The sequence below is a fragment of the Amycolatopsis sp. NPDC021455 genome, from assembly GCF_040640995.1.
Classification (GTDB): domain Bacteria; phylum Actinomycetota; class Actinomycetes; order Mycobacteriales; family Pseudonocardiaceae; genus Amycolatopsis.
Map to the genome: position 1 here is coordinate 52,087 of NZ_JBFACT010000048.1, position 20,965 is coordinate 73,051.

24 protein-coding genes are annotated in these 20,965 nt (G+C 72.7%); 6 read left to right on the forward strand and 18 right to left on the reverse strand.

From position 1 onward, the window contains the following. Positions 1-5 precede the first annotated feature (5 nt). The 12 genes from AB0G28_RS35605 to AB0G28_RS35660 all read right to left on the reverse strand — a co-directional run bounded on the left by AB0G28_RS35605 (position 6) and on the right by AB0G28_RS35660 (position 10,837). Positions 6-374 carry a DoxX family protein gene (locus AB0G28_RS35605; protein ID WP_361099600.1) on the reverse strand — a complete coding sequence of 123 codons (369 nt, stop codon included), beginning with the start codon at positions 372-374 and terminating at the stop codon, positions 6-8. 120 nt (positions 375-494) lie between these two features. After that, positions 495-1,505: an alcohol dehydrogenase AdhP gene (adhP, locus tag AB0G28_RS35610; protein ID WP_361099603.1), complete on the reverse strand. Its 1,011-nt coding sequence runs from the start codon at positions 1,503-1,505 to the stop codon at positions 495-497. 203 nt (positions 1,506-1,708) lie between these two features. Continuing rightward, on the reverse strand, positions 1,709-2,158 hold the full coding sequence (locus AB0G28_RS35615) for a hydrogenase maturation protease (protein WP_361099606.1): 450 nt from the start codon (positions 2,156-2,158) through the stop codon (positions 1,709-1,711). Beyond that, on the reverse strand, positions 2,155-3,447 hold the full coding sequence (locus AB0G28_RS35620; protein WP_361099609.1) for a Ni/Fe hydrogenase subunit alpha: 1,293 nt from the start codon (positions 3,445-3,447) through the stop codon (positions 2,155-2,157). The genes AB0G28_RS35615 and AB0G28_RS35620 overlap by 4 nt, the downstream gene beginning before the upstream one ends. Beyond that, complete coding sequence (locus AB0G28_RS35625) at positions 3,444-4,196, reverse strand: oxidoreductase (RefSeq protein ID WP_361099612.1); 753 nt, start codon at positions 4,194-4,196, stop codon at positions 3,444-3,446. Before AB0G28_RS35625 ends, AB0G28_RS35620 begins: the two co-directional genes overlap by 4 nt. After that, positions 4,196-5,005: an FAD/NAD(P)-binding protein gene (locus AB0G28_RS35630; RefSeq protein WP_361099615.1), complete on the reverse strand. Its 810-nt coding sequence runs from the start codon at positions 5,003-5,005 to the stop codon at positions 4,196-4,198. Before AB0G28_RS35630 ends, AB0G28_RS35625 begins: the two co-directional genes overlap by 1 nt. Further along, a complete protein-coding gene (locus tag AB0G28_RS35635; protein WP_361099618.1) occupies positions 5,002-6,111 on the reverse strand; it encodes a 4Fe-4S dicluster domain-containing protein in 1,110 nt (369 codons plus the stop codon). Before AB0G28_RS35635 ends, AB0G28_RS35630 begins: the two co-directional genes overlap by 4 nt. Before the next feature lie 309 nt (positions 6,112-6,420). Next, the gene (locus AB0G28_RS35640) at positions 6,421-7,758 is read right to left on the reverse strand and encodes a wax ester/triacylglycerol synthase domain-containing protein (RefSeq protein WP_361099621.1); all 1,338 of its coding nucleotides are present in this window, start codon (positions 7,756-7,758) and stop codon (positions 6,421-6,423) included. Then, on the reverse strand, positions 7,755-8,774 hold the full coding sequence (locus tag AB0G28_RS35645) for a nitroreductase family protein (RefSeq protein WP_361099624.1): 1,020 nt from the start codon (positions 8,772-8,774) through the stop codon (positions 7,755-7,757). Before AB0G28_RS35645 ends, AB0G28_RS35640 begins: the two co-directional genes overlap by 4 nt. 5 nt (positions 8,775-8,779) lie before the next feature. Continuing rightward, positions 8,780-9,241, reverse strand: a complete 462-nt coding sequence (locus tag AB0G28_RS35650; protein WP_361099627.1) for a DUF6292 family protein — start codon at positions 9,239-9,241, stop codon at positions 8,780-8,782. A 139-nt stretch (positions 9,242-9,380) separates the two neighbouring features. Beyond that, entirely contained in the window at positions 9,381-10,115 is a 735-nt protein-coding gene (locus AB0G28_RS35655; RefSeq protein WP_361099630.1) for an ABC transporter permease, read from the reverse strand. Then, positions 10,112-10,837, reverse strand: coding sequence for an ABC transporter ATP-binding protein (locus AB0G28_RS35660; RefSeq protein ID WP_361099633.1), 726 nt, complete (start codon positions 10,835-10,837; stop codon positions 10,112-10,114). The genes AB0G28_RS35655 and AB0G28_RS35660 overlap by 4 nt, the downstream gene beginning before the upstream one ends. A gap of 258 nt (positions 10,838-11,095) precedes the next feature. Here AB0G28_RS35660 and AB0G28_RS35665 point away from each other — a divergent pair, with 258 nt between their 5' ends. The 3 genes from AB0G28_RS35665 to AB0G28_RS35675 all read left to right on the forward strand — a co-directional run bounded on the left by AB0G28_RS35665 (position 11,096) and on the right by AB0G28_RS35675 (position 13,861). Then, positions 11,096-12,106 (forward strand): NAD(P)H nitroreductase, encoded by a 1,011-nt coding sequence (locus AB0G28_RS35665; RefSeq protein WP_361099671.1) that lies wholly within the window; start codon positions 11,096-11,098, stop codon positions 12,104-12,106. Positions 12,107-12,118: 12 nt separating this feature from the next. Then, the gene (locus tag AB0G28_RS35670) at positions 12,119-12,358 is read left to right on the forward strand and encodes an SHOCT domain-containing protein (protein WP_361099636.1); all 240 of its coding nucleotides are present in this window, start codon (positions 12,119-12,121) and stop codon (positions 12,356-12,358) included. A gap of 144 nt (positions 12,359-12,502) precedes the next feature. Next, entirely contained in the window at positions 12,503-13,861 is a 1,359-nt protein-coding gene (locus AB0G28_RS35675; RefSeq protein ID WP_361099639.1) for a wax ester/triacylglycerol synthase family O-acyltransferase, read from the forward strand. Positions 13,862-13,888: 27 nt separating this feature from the next. On the opposite strand, the gene AB0G28_RS35680 is transcribed toward AB0G28_RS35675, so the two are convergent. Next, positions 13,889-15,448, reverse strand: a complete 1,560-nt coding sequence (locus tag AB0G28_RS35680) for a WS/DGAT domain-containing protein (RefSeq protein WP_361099642.1) — start codon at positions 15,446-15,448, stop codon at positions 13,889-13,891. Positions 15,449-15,617: 169 nt separating this feature from the next. On the opposite strand from AB0G28_RS35680, the gene gap reads away from it, so the two are divergent. Beyond that, positions 15,618-16,628: a type I glyceraldehyde-3-phosphate dehydrogenase gene (gene gap / locus AB0G28_RS35685; protein ID WP_361099645.1), complete on the forward strand. Its 1,011-nt coding sequence runs from the start codon at positions 15,618-15,620 to the stop codon at positions 16,626-16,628. A gap of 55 nt (positions 16,629-16,683) precedes the next feature. On the opposite strand, the gene AB0G28_RS35690 is transcribed toward gap, so the two are convergent. Then, a complete protein-coding gene (locus AB0G28_RS35690; protein ID WP_361099648.1) occupies positions 16,684-17,043 on the reverse strand; it encodes a group 1 truncated hemoglobin in 360 nt (119 codons plus the stop codon). Between the two features lie 74 nt (positions 17,044-17,117). Continuing rightward, a complete protein-coding gene (locus tag AB0G28_RS35695; RefSeq protein ID WP_361099651.1) occupies positions 17,118-17,801 on the reverse strand; it encodes a CBS domain-containing protein in 684 nt (227 codons plus the stop codon). A gap of 152 nt (positions 17,802-17,953) precedes the next feature. On the opposite strand from AB0G28_RS35695, the gene AB0G28_RS35700 reads away from it, so the two are divergent. Continuing rightward, a complete protein-coding gene (locus AB0G28_RS35700; protein WP_361099654.1) occupies positions 17,954-18,199 on the forward strand; it encodes a PLDc N-terminal domain-containing protein in 246 nt (81 codons plus the stop codon). Here AB0G28_RS35700 and AB0G28_RS35705 read toward each other — a convergent pair. Continuing rightward, complete coding sequence (locus AB0G28_RS35705) at positions 18,145-19,038, reverse strand: universal stress protein (protein WP_361099657.1); 894 nt, start codon at positions 19,036-19,038, stop codon at positions 18,145-18,147. The two genes, AB0G28_RS35700 and AB0G28_RS35705, sit on opposite strands and share 55 nt — an antisense overlap. Before the next feature lie 220 nt (positions 19,039-19,258). Between AB0G28_RS35705 and AB0G28_RS35710 the strand changes: the two genes are divergently transcribed. After that, entirely contained in the window at positions 19,259-19,867 is a 609-nt protein-coding gene (locus AB0G28_RS35710) for a DoxX family membrane protein (RefSeq protein WP_361099659.1), read from the forward strand. A gap of 166 nt (positions 19,868-20,033) precedes the next feature. Here AB0G28_RS35710 and AB0G28_RS35715 read toward each other — a convergent pair whose 3' ends face one another. Together AB0G28_RS35715 and AB0G28_RS35720 are read right to left on the reverse strand one after the other, a co-directional pair. Then, positions 20,034-20,732 (reverse strand): CBS domain-containing protein, encoded by a 699-nt coding sequence (locus AB0G28_RS35715; protein ID WP_361099662.1) that lies wholly within the window; start codon positions 20,730-20,732, stop codon positions 20,034-20,036. 11 nt (positions 20,733-20,743) lie between these two features. Beyond that, positions 20,744-20,965: universal stress protein (locus AB0G28_RS35720; RefSeq protein ID WP_361099665.1), on the reverse strand; the 222-nt coding region annotated here is incomplete at its 5' end.

The following is a 20,965-nucleotide window of genomic DNA, read 5'->3' on the forward strand; positions in this document are numbered from 1 at the left end:
GAACGTCAGCCGGCGAACCGGCCCACCGCCACGAACGCCGCCAGCACCAGCAGCACGACGTTCATCGGCAGCGCCTTCGTCTCCCCGCGCCGCACATGCACGACGATCGCCCCGATCTGGACGACCGCCAGCCCGGTGGCGGCCAGCGGCGTGAGCACCCGCGCGATGTCCAGTGCCCACGGCAGGATCAGCCCGAGCGCGCCGAGGACCTCGACCGCGCCGATGCCCTTCACCGCCGCGTCGGGGAAGTCCCCCGCCCAGCCCATGTTGGGGTTCTCGAGGAGCTTCTTCCTCGGCGTCGACAGCTTCATGCCCCCGGCGGCGAGGTACACCGCGGCGAGCAGACCCGACACGACCCACAGGACGACGTTCACGGAAACCTCCGGCTCGAAGAAATTAGTTGAACGCTACATCTCTTTCCGGAGGTTACTCCTCAACTTGGCTGAACCGTGACCCGACCGCCGGTGACCAGCACCGGCGGACCGGTCACCCGGTCAGAACTCGATCACCAGACGCGCGGGAACGCGGTTGGCCAGGACCTCGCCGAACGCGTCGTTGACGTCCTCCAGCTTCCGCGTCTCGGCCGTCACCGTGGTGCGGCCGGCGGCGTGCAGCGCGAACACCTCCGCCAGGTCCCTGCGGGTACCGACGATCGAGCCGATCACCGAGATCCCCTTGAGCACCGTCTCGAAGATCGGGATCGGGAGGACGCCGCCAGCCGGGATGCCGACGCACACCAGCCGGCCGCCGCGGCGCAGGGAACGCAGGGCCTGCTCGAAGGCGCTCGGCGCGGCGGCCAGGACGATCGCCACGTCGGCGCCGCCGTCGGCCTGGATGGCTTCGGCCGGGTCGCCGGCGCTCGCGTCGACCACGCGGTCGGCGCCGAGACCGCGCGCCAGGTCGAGCTTGGCGGACTCGATGTCGACCGCCGTGACGAAGCCGCCGGCGATGCGCGCGTACTGGATGGCCAGGTGGCCGAGGCCGCCGACGCCGAAGATCGCGACCCGGTCGGCCGGCCGGACGTCGCCGACCTTGACCGCCTTGTACGTCGTCACGCCGGCGCACGTCAGCGGGGACGCTTCGATCGGCGAGACGCCTTCGGGCACCGGGACCGCGTAGCGTGCGTTCGCGACGGCGTACTCGGCGTAGCCGCCGTCGATCGAGTAACCGGTGTTCTGCTGCGACTCGCACAGTGTTTCCCAGCCGGAGACACAGAAACCGCATTCGCCGCAGGCCGAGCCGAGCCACGGCAGAGCGACCCGCTGCCCGATCCGGCTCTCCGGCACGCCCGCGCCGACGCGTTCGACGATGCCGACGCCCTCGTGGCCGGGGATCAGCGGCAACGCCGGCTTGACCGGCCAATCCCCGTGGGCGGCGTGGATGTCGGTGTGGCAGATCCCGCAGGTCTCCAGCCGGACCAGGATCTGCTGGGGACCGGGCTCCGGGACCGGCAGCTCACGCAGCTCGAGCGGCGACGAGAAATCCGTGACGACAGCGGCCTTCATGTTCACTCCTCTTCGACGGTGAGGCCCCACGATCGCGGAACCACCCCCGGGCGGACTGTGGCCGGCGGTCACGAGCCGGCGGGACTTTGGTCATCCCGGCGGGTGCGTCCGGCCTGCCGGGCGAACCGCTCCTGCTGCCATCGGGCGAAGCGGGCACCCTCATGACTTGCGCCCGCAGGGAGTTCGGCTTACCGGTGACCCGCTCAGCGGCCGAATTCGCCGCGGACCGCGCGGACGACTTCGGGGACCGCGGCTCGCACGGCGGGCGTGAGCCCGACGCCCAGGCCCAGGTCCGCGGCTTCGACCGCGTACACCACCAGTTCGCCCGGCACCCGGCCGAGGGCGGCCCCGAGCCGGACGGCGTCGGGGATGCCGAGCGCGTGGGAACTCGCGGAGCCACCGCCGGGCCGCAGTTCGTCCACAGTGGACCGCCAGATCCGGCCGGGCGTGCTCGGTTCGCACAACACGGCATCGACGACGACGGCGAGACCGGCTCCGGTCCACGCTTCGAGAAGCGCCGCCGGCTCGCCGTCGCAGAGCGCGGTGACGACGCCCGGGATCGGGTTCGCGTCGAGCTCGGCCAGCACGGCGAGCCCGACGCCGTCGTCGTGGCGGTATTCGTTGCCGACGCCGATCACCACCGAGCGGCTCACCGGTGTTCCCAGGTGACGTCGAGGAAGTGGGCCGAGCAGGAGATGCACGGATCGTAGTTGCGGATGGTGCGTTCGCAGAGACCGGTCAGCGCGGCGTCGTCGAGGTCGAGGTTGCCGCTCACGACGCGGCGCAGGTCGTCCTCGATGGCGGCCTGGTTCTGGGACGTCGGCGGCACGATGTCCGCCGCGCGGATCAGCCCGCCGGCGTCGAGCTCGTAGCGGTGGTACAGCGTGCCCCGCGGTGCCTCGCTGATCCCGTGCCCGATCCCGGCTCGCGGCGGTACTTCGACGGACGGTCGTGACGGCTGTTCGTACTCGCCGATCAGCCGCAACGCCTCTTCGACGGCGTACACCACCTCGACGCCGCGGACGAGGATGCTGCGGAACGGGTTGCGGCACTCCTCCCCCAGCCCGGCCTCCGCGGCGACCTGGCGGGCCGTCGGCGACAGCTGCGCCGAGTTCAGGGTGTAGCGGGCCAGCGGTCCGGTCAGGTAGCGGTGCCCGTCGAGCGAGGCGTGCAAGGCGGTGGAATGCGGCACCTGCGACTCGACGACGTGCGCGGAGAATTCGCGCGGCGGGAAGGCCGATCCCGACGTGGTGCGCAGGGTTCCGTCGGCGATGGCGTAGCGGCCGGGTTCGTACGCGGCGAGGAAGTCGTGGTCCAGTTCGAGGTCGGGGAACTCGAACCCGGCCGCCCAGCGGACGGTGCCGACAGCGTCGTCGAGGGCCCGCCGCAGCACTTCGGCCAGTGGCGCCAGCTCGGCGCGCGCAGGCAGCGAATAGAACCCGCCGACCCGGACGTTGACCGGGTGGATCGCCCGCCCGCCGAAGGTTTCGAGCAGGGTGTTGCCCGCCTTCTTCAGCGCCAGGCCGCGTTCGACGAGCTCGCGGTGCTCGGTGGCGAGGCTGATCGCGTCCGGGTGCCCGAGGAAGTCGGGGGCGTGCAGCAGGTAGATGTGCAGCGAATGGCTGGAGATCCATTCGCCGCAGTACAGGAGCCTGCGCACGTCCGCGAGCCGCGGGTCGAGCGTGACGCCGCACGCCTGCTCGATCGCGTTGCACGCGCTGGTCTGGTAGGCCACCGGGCAGATGCCGCAGATCCGCGCGGTGATGTCGGGGGGTTCGGTGTGCGCGCGGCCGCGCAGGAACGCTTCGAAAAACCGCGGTGGTTCGTAGATGTTCAGTTCGACGCGCTCGACCGTGCCGCCGGTGATCCGCACGCGCAACGCGCCTTCGCCCTCGACCCGGGCCAGCGAGCTGACCTTCAGTTGCCGGCTGCGATGGCTCATCGTTCCTCCCGCCGGGTTTCGGCGACGGTGAAGGTGCTGAACACGCGGTCCACCGCGGCGTCGCTCATCCCCCGCGAGCGCAGCAGCGGGATGAGCACCGGGGTGTTCGGCCGAGCCATCGGGCCGAAGCACCCGAAACACCCCCGGTGGACGCCGGGGCAGAGCGCGCCGCACCCGGCCCGGGTGACCGGGCCGAGGCACGGAGTGCCCTCGGCGACCAGCAGGCAGGTGAGCCCGCGGCGCTTGCATTCGGTGCACACGCTGGTGTCGGGCAGGTCGGGCTTGCGGCCGGCGAGCAGTGCCGTGATCGTGCCGAGGAGCTGCCCGCGGTCGATCGGGCAGCCGTGCAGCTCGTGGTCCACCGGGACGTGGGCCGCGATCGGGGTCGACGTCCCCAGCGTGTCGATGTACTGCGGGTTCGCGTAGACGACCGAGGTGAATTCGGTGACGTCGGCGAAGTTCCGCAGCGCCTGGATGCCGCCCGAGGTGGCACAGGCGCCGATCGTGACGAGGACCTTCGACCGCGCCCGCACTTCGTGGATGCGCCGCAGGTCCGCCTCGGTGGTGATGGACCCCTCGACCAGGGACACGTCGTACGGCCCGGGCAGCACCTCGCTGGAGGCTTCGAGGAAGTGCGCGATCCGCACCTGCCCGGCGAGCGCGAGGAGTTCGTCTTCGCAGTCGAGCAGGGTCAGCTGGCAGCCGTCGCAGGAGGCGAACTTCCACACGGCGAGCGTCGGGGTGGGCATCACAGCTCCTTCACCGCGAGCAGGGGACCGGCCACCGTGTAGTCCACGACCGGGCCGTCCCGGCAGACCAGCAGCGGGCCGAGCTGGCAGTGCCCGCACAGCCCGATCCCGCATTTCATGGCCCGCTCCAGGGAAACCCGGATGTGCCGTGCGGCCATGCCGTTGTCCAGCAGGATCTCCGCGCAGGCGCGCATCATCGGTTCCGGCCCGCACAAGAAGGCCCGGGTGCGCTCCGCGTCGAGCGCGAGCCCGGACAGTGGTCCGGTGACGAAGCCGACCGGCCCGGTCCAGCCCGGCGCCGGACGGTCGACGGTCCGCAGAAGTTCGACGTCGTGCCTGCCGGCCCAAGCCGCCAGCTCGTGCGGGAACAGGAACTCTTCCGGCGTCCGGGCCCCGGCCACCACGACCACCCGCCCGTAGTCGCCGCGGTGGTCCAGGACGTCGGCGAGCACCGGGCGCAGCGGGCAGAGCCCGGCGCCGCCCGCGACGATCACGACGTCGTTCCCCGCCGCGGCCTCGACGTCCCAGCTGGTCCCGAACGGCCCGCGCACCCCGACGAGCGTGCCCGGCGTGAGGTCGTGCAGCGCCCGGCTCACCGCGCCGACGGCCCGGATGGTGTGCGTCGGCCCGGGGCCGCTGACCGAGATCGCCACCTCGCCCACGCCGTGGCAGTAGAGCATCATGAACTGGCCCAGCTTGGCTTCCGGCAGGGGTTTTCCCCGCGGTTCCAGCCGCAGGCTGACCGAATCCGCGGTCTCCACGACCCGCCCGGCGACCCGGTACGGCACCGGCAGCATGGGCTCGGTCACGGCCGGCCTCCGGGGTACGCCACCAGTTTCGCCGCCTCTTCGGTGATGTCGATCCCGGCCGGGCACCACGCGACGCAGCGACCGCAGCCGACACAGCCGGACGTGCCGAACTGCTCGTGCCAGGTGCCGAGCTTGTGGCTGAACCACTGCCGGTAGCGGCTCGCACCGGACGTCCGGACGCTGCCGCCGTGCACGTAGGAGAAGTCGAGCTCGAAGCAGGACGCCGACCGCTGCCAGCGTTCGGCGTGGTCACCGGTCAGGTCGGTGACGTCCTCGGTCGTCGTGCAGAAGCACGTCGGGCACACCATCGTGCAGTTGGCGCAGGTGAGGCAGCGGCTCGCGACCTCGTCCCACTGCGGCGACTCCCGGGCGTCGCGGATTTTCGCGGGAAGGCCGTCCGCCGGCATCGCCCGCCCCATCCGGCCCGCCGCGGCGGCGACGTCTTCGCGGGCCGAGCGGACCTCGTCCGGAGCCGCGGGGCGGGCCGTCACCTTACGCAGCAGCTCTTCGCCTTTCGGGGTGCCGATGTCGACGACGAACCGGTGGCCGTCGCCGCCGGTGCGTTCGGTGAGCCCGAGGTCGTACCCGGGACCGGCGGCGGGACCGGTGCCCATGGACGTGCAGAAGCACAGCTCGCCCGGTTCGGTGCAGTTCACCGCGACCACGAACAGCTCCCGTCGACGGCGCCGGTACGAGCCGTCGGGGTGCGCGCCGCCCCCGAGCACCCGGTCGAGGATCGCGATCGCGGCGAGGTCGCAGCCGCGGACGCCGAGAAAGGCGTAGCGGGTGTCGTCCTCCTGCGCGGGGGTGAACTCGCCGGTGCGGCTGACCTCGAAGAGTTTCCGGCGAGGCGGATGCAGAAAGGTCTTCCAGGACTGCGGCCCGGCCGAGTGCCCGAACACGGCTTCGTCGTCCCGGCGCCGCAGGCGGTACCGGCCGGGTGCGGTGCTGACGCCCCACCCCGCGGGCAGCTGCTCCGCGGAGCCGAGTTCGGCGAGCACGATGGCGTTGTCCCGCACGGTGGGGCCGATCACCCGGTAGCCCTCGCCGCGCAACGCGTCGACGAGTTCGCCCAGTCCGGTCCGGTCGAGTACCTGAGTCTCCATCGAAACCCCCACTTCCGGATGCCACTGAACCGGTTGTCGTGGTGCGGGGCATAGGGCCGAAGGTCATCGACGGGGTGCTTCGTGCGGTCCGTCGGCGCGGAGGGCCCGCCACCCCGAAGCCGGATTGTGGCTACGGACGGTAGTGCGGGGTCAAGGCCGCCGGTTGCCGAACGCCCAGCCGAGCTGCTGCACGGTGCTGATCAATCCGGACGCCGAACCGGAGTGCTCGGGTCCGCCCCGAGCATCGGCCCGTGGGCCCGCCGGGCGCAGGGTCCGGGGTCCACGAGCGGCGAGCCGAAAGGCCACCGCTCAGCTCGCGTCGCCGCGCACCAGGTCCAGTTCGGCGCTCAAGCCGTCGACGAGCACATCGAGATCCGGGCACCGGTCGTGGTCGGCGAGCACCGAGATCGTCAAGGTGCCCGCGTAGGAGAGCACTTCGAAGACGACGGTCAGGTTTCCCGTTTCGCCCACGCTGATCGGGATGGCCGCCCGGACCGGCGCGCCGCCGAAAGCGGCCGGCTCGGCGGGCCCCCGGACGTGGCTGACCAGCGTGTGCATCCGGTGCTGGTGGTTCAGGTACCAGCGGTAGCCACCGAGCGCGGCCACCGGCCGGAACAGCGCGCCCAGCAAGGCGATCGGTGGCGGCCCGCCGGCGGCGGACCGGCCCGCGCGGACCCGCGCCGCGACGCGTTCCAGCCGCCCGGCCACGTCGCCGGTCGCCGGGACCGTGACGAGCATCGGGCTGACCACGTTGCCCAGCGCGGGGCCGTCTCCCGCGGCCCGGCCGGACACCGGCACCGTGATCACCAGGCTTCCGGCGCCCTCTCCGCGAGCCAGCAGCAACCGGCGCAGGGCACCGACCACCGCGACCAGGACGGCATCGTTCACCGACGCCCCGTGCCGGTGGGCGGCCGCCCGCAGGGGCGCGAGATCGGCCCGGACCACCGCGAGCCGGCGGCGCGGCCCGGTCGGCGCGACGAGCGAACACGGGGCCGCTCGTGGCGGGTGCGGACCGCCGGCGGCGGAGGTGGACGCCCGCAGTGCCCGCACGGCCGGCCCGGCCCGGCGCACGGCCCGCAGCCTGCTCGCGAACGCGTCCCGCACCAGCGTCCCCGTCCCGGGCCGCGCCCGCGGGAAGGGCTCCTCGATCGCCACGGGGCCTTCGTCCATCAAGTGGGTCAGGACGGCGAGACCCCCGACGCCGTCCGCGAGCACGTGGTCCAGCACGACCACCAGGGCGGCTTCGCCGCCGGCCTGTCCGGTCACCAGCACGGCCGACCACGGTGGCGCGTTCCGCGGCAACGGCGCGGAAACCAGCGAAAGCGCCGTGTCCAGCACCGCTTGGCGGTCCCCCGGTGGCGGACACACGGCGGTCCGGACGTGGCGGCGGATGTCGAAGCCGGCGTCGTCGACCCAGATCGGGCCGCCGGCGCCCGGTGGCGGCCGGACCAGCCGGCGGCGCAGGCGCGGGACGGCCGGGATCCGCCCGGCGACCAGGTGCCGGACGCGGGCCGCGTCGAGCCCGTGGTCCCGGCCGAACAGCAGGAGTACGCCGAACTGCACCGGCACGTCGTGCGCTTCCATCGCGAGGATCGCGCGATCGGCGGGACCGGCGCGGTCGACGACCGGCCGCGACGCGCGGGTCATCGTCCCGGCGGGCGAACAGCCGGGTCCGGCCCGCCGCGCAGGACTTCCCGCTCCCCCCGGCGTGGCGAAGGCGGGTCGGCCTCCGCGGCGTACCCGATGCGCAGGAGCACCTGCGGGAAGCCGGTGAGCTCGAGATCCTCGCACAGCGCGGCGCGAACCGGCTCGAGGTGAAGGGGCTGGGTGAGCACCCCAGCCGCCAAGCCCAGGCCGACCGCCGCGAGCCAGACCCGCTCCAGCGCGTAGCCGGCCCGGACGTGGTCGAGCCGGGCGTCGTCGGCGGTGACGAAGACCAGCAGTGTCTCGCCGCCGAGGCGGCGTTCGAGTTCCGGCGTGTCCGGGACTTCCGTGGCGCGGCGGACCAGCCCGGCCCACGGCACCGAACCGGCCGGGACCCGGCCGGCGGGGATCCCCACGCCGTGCCGGTGGGCGCGCTCGTCCCGGATCGTCCAGAGGGACAGTTCGCGCTGGTAGCCGCCGTCGGTCCGGAAGTGCTCCGCAGCGAAGCGCAGCAACCGGGCGACCACGGCGACCTCCCGGCCCGGCCGGACGACGCGTGCTTCGACGCCCGGCGTCCCGCTCGCGCCGATGAGCTCGCGCACCACCGGTACCGGCACGGCCACCCCTTCGAACGGCGCCCGGTGGCTCGCCCGGCGGGCGATCGCCCCGTGGCGGCGGAGTTCTTCGGCGGTGGCCGCGGCCTCGGCACCGACGGCGATCCGGGCGACGAGGTCCGGCTCGCGCGCGTCGGGCAGGAACGCGACCTCCGCGGCCCGGCCGAGGACGCGGACGGCCAGTTCGAGGTTGGCCACCGCCGCGCCGCAGGACGCCGCGCGGTCACGGCCGTGCGGGTCGTGGTGCGGCAGGGCGGGTTCGGCGCGTTCACGCACCCGCAGCTCGTCCGGGTCGGCTTCCAGCAGCCACGGCTGGGTGTTGTGCACCGACGGCGCCCGCATCATCGACCGCAGCAGCACCTCGGTCTCGGCCGCGGTCCACGGCCTTCCCTCCACAGTGGACATCGGGATCAGCCTGCCCGGCGCAGGAACGGGTCACCCGCCGCCCACTCGTCGCGGCGGTAGCGCAGCAAGCCGGCCACCAGCGCGCCCGGGTCACCGCGCAGATCCACCGGAACCGGCGCGGAGACCGGCCCGCCGGTGGAGCGGATACCGCTCACGAAGCGGCGGACGCGGGACGGAGCCGGCACGAGCTCGCCCCCGAGGTAGGCGAGCACGAGCAGGTCCTCGCCGGAGTGCGTCTCCATAGCGAACGCCCACCCGTGGCGCTCGTCCCACAGCAGGGCCATGTCCCGGCCCGGGTGGCTCGGCAGCCGGACGTCCAGCGCGACGTAGCCCGACACGGGCGAGCCGAGATCCATGGTGCAGGACTCCTCGCCGACACCGAGCGCGGCGCTCACCGCGGCCAGGTAGCCGGTCAGCCCGCACCGCAGGCCGTGGTCACGGTCGATACCGGTCAGCAGGGAAATCACCTTCCATCACCGCGGGACGTGCACCGGCCACCTCGGACCGGTTCCCTCCTCGTGCCGAAGGTACGACGCCGCCGCCGCGGCGGGCTGGCGGCGTTCGGCCCTGATCGGCGGGACTTTCGTCACCTGGGCGCCGCGGCGCTCACGGAGTGCGGCGGCGCAGGGTGGCCGCGCCGAGCAGCAGCGCCACGACCGCGCAGCCGGCGATGATCGCGACGTTGCGGACCAGGGTGCCGTCGATCGTCGCGGAGCGGGTCACGTGCGTCAGCGCGTCCACCGCGTAGGACAGCGGGAGCACGTCGGAAACGGCGCTCAGCAGCCAGCCCATCTCGTCGCGCGGCACGAAGAGGCCGCACAGCAGGAACTGCGGCAGGACGAACACCGGCAGGAACTGGATCGCCTGGAACTCGGTGCGCGCGAACGCGCTGACGAAGAGGCCGAGTGCCGTGCCCAGCAGCGCGTCCAGAACGACGATGAGCAGGAGCGTCCAGACCGAGCCGGCGATGCCGAGGCCGAGCCAGGTCAGGCTGATCCCCGCGGCCACCAGCACCTGCAGGGTCGCGAGCAGGCCGAACGCCAGCGCGTAGCCGAGGAGCAGGTCGAGCTTGCCCATCGGCATGGTCATCAGGCGTTCGAGGGTTCCCGTCGTGCGCTCGCGCAACGTGGTGATCGAGGTCAGTAGGAACATGATCGTGAACGGGAAGATGCCCAGCAGCGCGGGGGCGATCGCGCTGAACCGCTGTTCGGAGTTCAGGACATAGCGCAGCAGGATCATCAGCACGCTCGGCACGCCGATGATCAGCGCGACCGTGCGGGGATCGTGCCGGAGCTGGGTGAGGATCCGCCGGGTGGTCGCGAAGGCGATCCGGGCGCTCATCGTGCCACTCCTTCCCGGCCCTTGATCAGCCGCAGGAACGCCTGCTCGAGATCGGCCGCGCCGGTCCGCGCGCGCAGCGCCTCCGGGGTGTCCTGGGCGAGCAGTTTCCCCTGGTGCAGCAGGAGGAGCTCGGCGCAGCGCGCCGCTTCCTCCATGACGTGGCTGGAGATCAGCAGCGTGACGCCGGCCGCGGCCAAGCCGTGGAACAGCTTCCAGAGCTCGTCGCGCAGTTCCGGGTCGGAGCCCACCGTCGGCTCGTCGAGCACCAGCAGTTCCGGGGTGCCGAGCAGCGCGACGGCGAGGTTGGCACGGCCCCGCTGGCCGCCGGAGAGCCGGCCGACCAGCGTGCCCGCCGAGTCTCCCAGGCCGGTCTCCGCGATGACCCGGTCCACATCGGACGGACGGGTCCCGAGGACGGCGGCGAAGTAGCGCAGCGCCTCCGTCACGGTCAGGTCCGCGTAGATCGCCGGATCCTGGGTCGCGTACCCGATCCGCCGGCGCAGCTCCGGGCTCCCCGCCGGGCGCCGGAGCACGGTCACCCGTCCGGACTCGACGATCTGCACGCCGACGATCGAGCGCATCAACGTGCTCTTGCCGCAGCCGTTGGGGCCGAGCAGGCCCGTCACCGTCCCGCGCCGGACGGCACACCCGATGTCGCGCAGGACCTCCTGCCCGCCGCGGCGGACCCGCAGGCCCTCGACCACGATCGCCGGTTCGTCCACGGCGCGCTCCTTCCGTTCGCGTCCATGGTCTGCGCCCCCGGCCCCCGGGACAGGTGCCCGCGGTCCCGCTTCGCGGTGACTTTCGTCCCCGACCCCCGCTGCGGCCACCGGCACCCCGACCCGAATCGCTCGTGCGGGCACCGGCCGCCTGGGCACCCAAAGTCCCCCGTCCAGAGGCATTCCGGCCCTCCCGTCGGCGGGCACCGCGGTGCGAGGGTCGAAACCGGCAAAGCATCCCGCCCACGAGGAAGGCCGATGATGGAGCGCGCATTTCCCGACGACTTCACCGTCAAGACCGCGGTCGCCATGGCCGTCCGCGCGCCGTCGGTGCACAACACCCAACCCTGGAACTGGCGGCTCGGCCACAGCTCCCTGCACCTCTACGCCGACCCCGGCCGGCGGCTGCCCCAAACCGACCCCGACAGCCGCGACCTGATCCTCAGCTGCGGCGCCGCCCTCCACCACCTCCGCGTCGGCTTCGCCGCACTCGGCTGGGCCACCGAAGTACACCGGCTGCCCAACCCCGACCAGCCCGACCACCTCGCCGCGATCACCCTGCACCCCCACGAACCGTCCCAGGACGAAATCGCCATGGCCGCGGCCATCCCCCGACGGCGGACCGACCGGCGCCGGCACAGCTCCTGGAGCGTCCCCCGCGGGCACATCGAGGCGATGGCCAAAGCCGCCGCGATGGAAGGCACCGTGCTGCAGGCCGCCGAGAACTCCGCGCGCTACCACCTCGCGACCGCGATCGAGGAGGCCGCCGGCCGGCACGCCGCCGACCCGGCCTACCGCACCGAACTCGCCGCCTGGAGCGGTCGCCACCTCTCCCCCGACGGCGTCCCCGCCCGCAACGCCCCCGCACCCGACGACACTCCCGGCGCGCTGCGGACCCGTCCGTTCGCCGACCCGCTCCTGGTCCAGCCGCCCGACGCCAAAGCCGAAGACGACGAAACCGTCCTGCTCGTCCTGAGCACCGCCTCCGACGACCGCATGTCACAACTGCGCGCCGGCGAGGCCACCAGCGCCGTTCTGCTGACGGCGAACGCCTTCGGCCTCTCCTCGTGCCCGCTGACCGAACCGCTGGAACTGCCCGACGTCCGCGACGTCGTCACCGAACGGGTCACCGGCGGGTCGTTCCCGCAGATGGTGCTGCGCATCGGCTGGGCCCCCGCCAACGCCGACCCCCTGCCCGCCACCCCGCGCCGCGACCTCGCCGACGTGCTCCAGCCGCTCGAAGCTCCCCCCAAGCACTTCCAGGCCCGGTAGAAAGGAGCCGTCATGCCGTACTGGTACCACTACGGAACCATGGGCTGGGCCGGCGGCATCGGCATGCTCGTGCTGATGGCGCTGGTCCTGGCCGCGCTGGTCGCCCTCACCGTGGTCCTCGCCCGCCGCGGACCGCAACCACCGAGCCCGGCCGGCACCGCCCGGCGGATCCTCGACGAACGGTTCGCCCGCGGCGAGATCGACCGCGAAGAGTACGAACGCCGCCGCGACGCCCTGACGCGAACGAGTTGACGACGCACCCGACGACACCCTGGTGACCACGCCGGGCCGGCCGTCCCTTTCGCCGCCGGCGTGCGCGCGACGCTGCCTTTCCGCGTGTTCACGCAGGAAGCGATCCGCCGGGTGGTCGTCGACATCGCCCATTGAGAGGACGTCATGGACCGCCTGAGCCCGCTCGACGCGGCCTTCCTCGAGATCGAGGACGAAGACCCCGGCTCGTCGCTCGCCATCGCCTCGATCGCGATCGCGGAAGGACCCGCTCCGGAGCAGGAGGAGTTCGTCGCCGCCGTGCTGGCCCGGCTGGCCGGGATCCCCCGCTACCGCCAGAAGGTCCGCCCCGTACCGTTCGACCTGGGCCCGCCGGCCTGGGTGGACGACCCCGCGTTCGACGCGGAAGCCCACTTCGGCCGGATGGCGCTGCCCGAACCCCACGACGAGCCGGCCCTGGCCGAACTGGTCGCCCTGCTCATGAGCGAACGGCTGGAGCGTGACCGGCCCCTGTGGGAGTTCTGGGTCATCGAGGGCCTGCCGGAGGGGCGCTGGGCGATCCTCTCCAAGGTGCACCACGCACTGGCCGACGGGCTCGCGGCGACGCGGCTGCAGACGATCCTCTTCGGGAGCGTGCCCGCGCCGGCTTCGGACGAGGAGGCACCCGATCCCGGTGCGGTGAAGCTGCTGCTCGATGCGGCGGGTTCGATCCTGCGCGCGCCCTGGGACCAGACGCGCCTGGTCGCCCGTGAGCTGCTGCACCCGAACCGGCTGGCCCGCCGCGTGAGCGACGCCGCCCGCGGCCTCGCCGCGCTGACGTCCGCGTTGCTGCCCGCGTCGCCGACTCCGCTGACCGGACCGCTCGGCCGCGACCGCCGGTACGCCACCGCGTCGGTGGCGCTGGCGGACGTCAAGGCCGTGGCCGGGGAGCACGACGTCACGGTGAACGACGTCCTGCTCGCCGCCGTCACCGGCGGATTCCGGGAGCTCCTGCTTCAGCGCGGCGAAACGCCGGCCGCGGACAGCGTGCGATCCCTGGTGCCGGTGTCCGTGCGTGCCGGGACCGCCCTCGACAACGAGGTCTCCCTGCTGCTGCCCCTGCTGCCGGTCGAGCTGGCCGACCCGGTGCAGCGCCTGATCCGGGTGCACCACCGCCTGAGCACGCTCAAGGCGGGCAAAGAGGCCGACGCCGGCGCGCTGCTGACCGCGACCGCCGCGCACGAGCCGTTCGCGCCGATCGCCTGGGCGATCCGCGCCGCCGCGCACCTGCCGCAGCGCAACATCGTCACGGTGACGACCAACGTGCCGGGGCCGGCCGAGCCGCTGTCCGCGCTCGGCCGGCGGATCGTCGAGATCTACCCGTACGTGCCGATCGCGCTGCGGGTGCGGACGGGTGTGGCGATGCTCAGCTACGCCGGGCGGATCACCTTCGGGATCACCGCCGACGCCGACACGATCCCGGAGACCGGCCTGCTGGCCAAGGCGATCGAGCGGGAGATCGGGGCCCTGCGCGCGTCGGTCGGCTGAGCCCGGCCGCCTCCCCCGGCCGAGCGACTACGCCGGTGCTTCCACCACTTCGCCGCCGCGCCGGGCGGCGGCGAACTCCGCGGCCAGTCCGGCGACCAGCACCTCCGGGTCCGGAATCAGCTCGCGGTCCGTGCCGAACCCGAACCGCACCTGGCCGGCGTAGCTGAAGACGCAGATCGTGATCGCCTGCCGTCCGCTGCACGGCGCCCAGCCGACGACGCCCTCGACCTCCGCGCCGGCCAGCGTCATCGGCGCGCGCGGGCCGGGTACGTTCGTCAGCACCCCGACGGCCTTGCCGGCGAAGAACCGGCTCAGCGCCAGACCGACCGGCGCCGGACTCTGCGCGATCGCGTACTGCATCCCGAACGTCAGCACCGGTTCGTACGAGTCGCGGATCCGGGCGACCCGGCGGTGCACCTCGGCGAGGCGCTCGGCGAACGTCCGGCGCCCCAGTGGCAGCTGCGCCAGCACGAGCGAGAAGTGGTTGCCCAACGTGGCCGGCAGCTCCTCGTCGAACGAAGACAGGCTCACCGGGATCAGCCAGCCGAGGTCGGACCGGTCCGGGCGGGCGGTGCCGTGCGCGGTGAAGTACCGGTCGAGCGCCCCCGCGATCAGCGCCGTGCAGACGTCGTTGACCGTCGTCCCGGTGTCGTGGCCGATCCGGGCGAGCTCGGCCAGCGGGATCGGCGCGCCCCAGGCCGCGGTCTTTTCGACCCCGGGCTCGCCGTCCCACAGCCCGGTCGCGGTGGACGGGCCCAGCAGGTCGGCGGCGCCGGTGGCGCTGTGCCACACCGTCGTCGCGGCACCGGCGACCGTGTCGACCACGCGGCGCGGGCCGCCGTCCAGCGCCGAGGCGAGGAACCCGGCGACGGCCCCGGTGGCGCCCACCACCGCGGTCGCGCCCAGCACCGGCAGCGCCACGGCGGTTTCCAGCACGGGATGCACGCGGGCCGCCTGCTGCTGCGCCTTCGCTCCGGTGTCCCCCAACGCACGCAGGACGGCCGCGCCGAGCCGGACCACCGGCTGGGCCACGGCTTCCCGGTGTGGTGCCGCGCCGCCGACCTTCGCGTGCGGGGCCGCCGAATCGCCGTCCACCGGGTCCAGGAGGCTGAACAACACCTGCGTCAGCCGGATCCCGTCGGCCATCGCGTGGTGCGTGCGGCAGACGAGCGCGCTGCCGCCACGGTAGCCCCGCAGCAAGTCGATAGTCCACAGTGGATGCTTCGGGTCGAGCGGGGCACTTCGCCGGGCGGCGACGAAATCCTCGAGCGCCGCCTGGTCGGCGGGCGCGGGCAGGTCTTGCTCCACCACGTGGTTGCCGAGGTCGAAGCCGGGATCGGTCTCCCAGGCGACCGTCTGCGCCGGGCCGCCGTGGCGCACGGCTCTCTGCAGGTACACCGGATATCGCGCCAGCAACCGGTCCGACACGAGCGACCGCAGCCGCGCCGCGTCCACCGGAGTCTTCGTCCACAGCACGGACGTGACGACCATCAGGTTCTCCGGCCGGTCCAGGTGCAGCCACAGGCTGTCCTGAGCGGGCATCCGCCGATGCGGCCCGACCAGCTTCCGCGTGTTCCGCACCGTCATCGCCCGCTCCCATCGCCGCCTCCACTCTGCGATCCGGACGCCATCGCGAAAAGGGCCGGAAGTCACCGATGTTGCCGTTCTGCCCGGCCCGCGAGGACCAAGGGCTCTACGAGCGAAGGCGTGCGGTGCAGACCATTGAAGGGGAACGAACGACGACAGGGAGAAGCAGATGACGGTACGGCTCGGGATCAACGGCTTCGGCCGGATCGGACGCGACATCCTCCGGTGCGTCCTGGAAGCCCCGGACAGCCCGATCGAAGTGGTCGCGGTCAACGACATCACGTCCCCGGACATGCTGGCCCACCTGCTCGCCCACGACTCGACCTACGGCAGGCTGCGCATCCCCGTCGAGGTCGTCGACGGCGAAGCCCTGCGCGTCGGCGACCACCTGATCCAGGTGAGCTCGACCGCCGATCCGGCACAGCTGCCGTGGGGCGAGTACGGCGCCGACGTCGTCGTCGAATCCACCGGCAAGTTCCGCACCCGCGAAGCCGCCGGTGTCCACCTCACCGCCGGCGCGAAGAAAGTCGTCATCTCCGCACCCGGCAAGGACGTCGACGCGACCATCGTCCTCGGCGTCAACGAAGACGACTACGACCCCGCGAACCACCACATCGTCTCGAACGCCTCCTGCACCACCAACTGCGTCGCCCCGATGGTCAAGGTGCTGCACTCGGCGTTCGGCATCCGGCGCGGCCTGCTGACGACCATCCACAGCTACACCGGCGACCAGGCCCTCCTCGACCGCCCGCACAAGGACCCGCGCCGCGCCCGCTCGGCCGCGGTCAACGTGGTGCCGACCAGCACCGGCGCGGCGAAGGCGATCGGGCTGGTGCTGCCCGAACTGGCCGGCAAACTCGACGGCGTCGCCGTGCGGGTCCCCGTCGAAGACGGTTCGCTGACCGACCTCACCGTCGAACTCGACCGCCCAGTCACCGCGGAGCAGGTCAACCAGGCGTTCGCCGAAGCCGCCGACGGCGACCTCAAAGGCATCCTGCGCTACACCGAAGCACCGATCGTGTCCCGCGACATCATCGGCGACCCGGCGTCCTGCGTGTTCGACGCCCAGCTGACGAAAGCCGACGCGCACCTGGCGAAGGTGTTCGGCTGGTACGACAACGAATGGGGCTACGCCACCCGCACGGTCGAGCTGGTGGAGCTGATCGGGCGATCGCTGTAGCGAGCCGGCGCCCGCGGGTGCCCGCCGGTGACCCGGCCCGGCGGGCGCCCGTTCCTCATGCCGGGGTGACTATTTCCTCCGACAACGGGGCGATGGCTCCGATGATGGCCTCCGTGGTCTCCGCCGGGACCCCGGCGGCCAGGAGGGAGTCCGTGAGGTACTTCGCCACGAGGTCGAAGTGGTGCCGCGCGATGCCCCGGCCGCGGTGGACGTCCTTCATGGTCCGCCCGCGGTACTCGTCAGGACCGCCGAGGGCCGCCGCGAAGAACTCGACCTGCATCCCCTTCAGGCGGGGCATGCTCGTGCCGGCGAAGAACGGGGCCAGCTCCGCATCGGCCATGACCCGTCCGTAGAAGTCGTCGACCACGGCCACCAGCGCTTCCTGGCCGCCGATCTGCTGGTAGATGCTCGTCACGTCGCCTCCCGGTCGTGGTGGTCACCGTGGTGACCAGAAAACCGCCGGGAGGTTTCTCGGGCGTAAGAACGCGATCAATCGCGCGTTAGGTGATTCTCACCGCGGGGCTGGGCGGCCGTTCCGTCGTCCTGCAGGTACTTCAAGCGGTTGCGGACGGCGATCACGCCCGGCACCGCTTCGGTGAGCCACCCCGCCCGCTCCACCTCGCTACGCCGGTCGATCACCCCGCTCAGCGTCACGACGCCGTCCTCGACCCGGACCTCGACCGTCGACAGGTCCGCCCAGATCGACCGTTGCAGAACTTCGCGCTCGACGGTTTCCCCGATCTCCTCGTCCGGCCGCAGGAACGCGCACAGGACGTCTCGGCGCGCGAGAACACCCACGAGGTGCCCGGCGCCGTTCACGACGTAGAGGCAGCGGAGATCCGCCTCCAGCAGCCGCCGGGCCGCGCCCGCCACGGTTTCCTCCTTCGCCACGGTGGGCACGCGGCGGGTCATCAGCTCGCGCGCGGTCAGGCCCTGGGCCTTGGTCCACACCCGCAGCCGCCCCAGCCCGCGCTCACGCCGGGCGTCCCGGCCGTGCCTGGCCAGCAGATCCGCCTCACCGACGACGCCGATCGGGCGCCGGTGCTCGTCGACCACCGGGATCGCCGCGATGCCGTTCTCGGCGAGCAGGGTGACCAGTTCCTTGAACGACGTCCCCGGGCTCGCCGACACGACCGGCCGGCTCATCAGATCGGACACCAGTGGACCACGCATGCCTTCACCTCCGTCGGAAACCTTCTCCCGCCAAGGTAGAAGCCGGCCCGTGCTCCGCACGGCTGGCGACGGTCCCCGGCCGAGAGGCCTTTCGCCCCTTTGCGGTGAGATTCCGCTGCCGTTGCCTGGAACCGGCGGAAAGGAGAACCCCCATGGGAAAGCGCAAGCGGTGGCGTGACCTGACCACTCGGCAGCGCACGGGGATCGGCGCCGCGGCGAGCGTGCAGTTCCTGCTCGCCGCGGCGGCCTGGGCGGATCTGGCCCGGCTGCCCGCCGGCCGTGTCCGCGGGCCGAAGTGGCTGTGGGCGCTGGTGATCGCCGTGAACTACGTCGGCCCGGTGGTCTACTTCGCGTGCGCGCGAGTCCCGCGGGCGACGACGACCGGGCAGAGCGCGTAGGACATCAGCGACTGGCTCGTCGAGCCCAGCGCCAAGCCGCCGAACCCGCCCCGGCCGCGGCTGCCGGCCACGAGCAGCTGCGCGTCGTCGGCGAGTTCGAGCAGCCGCTCAGCCGGGCGTCCGGCCCGCACGACGCGGTCGACGACGACGTCCGGGTACTTCTCCTGCCAGCCCGCGAGCCGCTGGGCGAGCAGCTCGTGCTCGTGCTCCTCGACCGCCGAGCTGTCCATCGTCCACCGGCCCTCCTCGAAGACCGCGGCCAGGAACGCCTCGTGCCAGCAGTGGACCGCGATCAACCGGGCGCCCCGCCAGGACGCTTCCTCGAACGCGACCGCGATGGCCTCCTCGCTCGCCGGGGTGCCGTCGACACCCACGACGACCGGGCCTTCGGTCGGCGGCCGGTCCTCCCCGGCATGCGCCCGGATCAACGCGACCGGGCACGGCGCGTGCGCGGCCAGCGCCACCGAGACCGACCCGAGCAGAACCCGGCCGAGCAGGCGCAGACCCGGCGTCCCGAGCACGATCATCGCCGCGTCTTCCGCCTCGGCGAGCAACGCCTCGGCGGGCCGCTCCGGGCGGAGCACGGTCTCGGCATCGGTACCGGCCGCGGCGGCACGGGCTTCGGCGAGCATGCGCTCGCCCCGCGCACCGACCGCCTGCTGGATCTGCTCGAACGTCGGTTCGCCACGGGGATAGGGCGGGGGCAGCTCGGGCAGCGCGTGCACCAGCCGCAGACCGAGGTTCCGTTCCCGCGCGGTGCGCGCCGCCCAGCGGACCGCCGTGAGCGCGCCCTCCGAGCCGTCGACACCGACCACCAGTGCTGAAGCCGAGCCGGTCATCCACTTCCCCTTTCGCGACAGTACCTGCGCGGGACAGCCAACCGGCCGGAGCCCGTTTCCGGAGTGAGGCTTCCGCCCTTGGTGTGCGGGACTTTGGTCCGTCGCGGGCGGTCACCGCGAACCGGCGGCCAAGGGCCTCCCGGCCGGGGACCTTCGGCCCCAGAAACCGTGGCCACGCCGGAAGAAACTGGCCGCAGCACCGAAGGAACGGAGGTTTGCCATGTCCATCCAGCCGGACGCCAAGAAGACCACCTCGGGTCAGGTCCCCGCCCAGCGCACCACCGAGCCGGCGCCGATCCCCGATTTCGCCACCGGACCCGCCCTCGCCGGGAAGTCCCTGGCCGCCCTGCGCGTCGCCACCGGCTTCGTCTTCCTCTGGGCGTTCCTCGACAAGCTGTTCGGCTGGGGCTACGCCACCCCGTCGAAAGGCGCCTGGATCAACGGCGGCTCCCCCACCAAAGGCTTCCTCTCGAGCGTCCACGTAGGCCCCTTCCAATCGATGTTCCACTCCTGGGCCGGCACCTGGTGGGCCGACACCCTCTTCATGCTCGGCCTGGCCGGCATCGGCATCGCCGTCATCGCGGGTGTCGGGCTGCGACTCTCCGCCGCCGCCGGCACGCTCATGATGCTCATGATGTGGGCCGCCGAATGGCCCTTCGCCCTGAGCACCAGCACCGGCGAAGCCACCCACTCCACCAACCCCATCATCGACTACCACATCATCTACGCCCTCGTCCTCATCGCCCTCGCCGCCGCCGCGGCCGGAAACACCTGGGGACTGGGCCGCCGCTGGGCCGCCATCACCGGCGACCACACCTGGCTGCGCTGAACAACCACCCGCCCCACGGGCGCCCGCCGACCGGCGGGCGCCCTTTCCCCTTGCCGGCGGTCTGGGGCGCGCGGCACCAGCCGCACCGGTCGCCGGCAAGGCGGTCACGGCAACGTGAGGCGGCCACTGTCCCGGATGGACAGTGGCCGCCTCACGCGAGGTAAGCTCAGAAGATCGGCCGCTTGCGGCTCAGCACACCGCTCGGGCCCGGTGGCACCGGGGACACGTCCCGGTCGTCGAAACGGGCCTTCAGGCTTTGCCGCACCTCGACGACACCGTCGACGCGGCGGATCAGCGCCACGATCACCGGGATCATGCTCGTCCGCTCGACCGTGCCGTCGAGCGTCACGATGCCGTTGTGCACCACGACGTACAGGGACGCCGGGTCCAGAGCCATCTCGCGCAGGAGCACCTCCTCACGGACCTCGTCGCGGATCTCGCGGTCGGTGCGCAGGAACACCCGCAACAGGTCCGAGCGGGAGACCACGCCGACGAGCTTGCCCTCGTCGTCGACCACCGGCAGGCGGTGGAAGTGGTTCTCCTCCAGCAGTTTCGCGGCGACGGCGACGTCGTCGTCCGCCCGGACGGTCACCGCCGGGCTGGTCATCAGGTCGGCCACGAACGCCGCGCCGGCCTTCCGCTTCGCCTGCCGCGAACCGGGCTTGAGCAGACCGTGCGGAGCCTCGCGTTCGAGCAGGTCACCCTGCGAGACGACGCCGAGCACCTGCCCGTCGTCGTCCACCACGGGCGCCCCGCTGATGTTCCACGAGGCCAGCAGGACCGCGACGGCCTTGAACGGCGTGTCCGGCCCGACGGTCGTGACGTCGGTCGTCATGACCGAGCCCACCTTGCGACGACTGGGCATCTCGATCTCCTTCACAGCAGCGGTTCGGGGAAGTACACGGCCATCGGTTCCGCCGCCGGCACGGCTGCCTTCTCGGCTGCCTTCTCCGGCTCCGGAACCGTCCGCGCCGGGATCACCGCCACGGGGCAGCTCGCCTCACGCAGGCAATGCTCGGCGACCGAGCCCACGAGCAGCTTCAGCAGCCGGCCACGGCCGTGGCTGCCGAGCACCAGCATCGCCGCCGTCTTCGACGC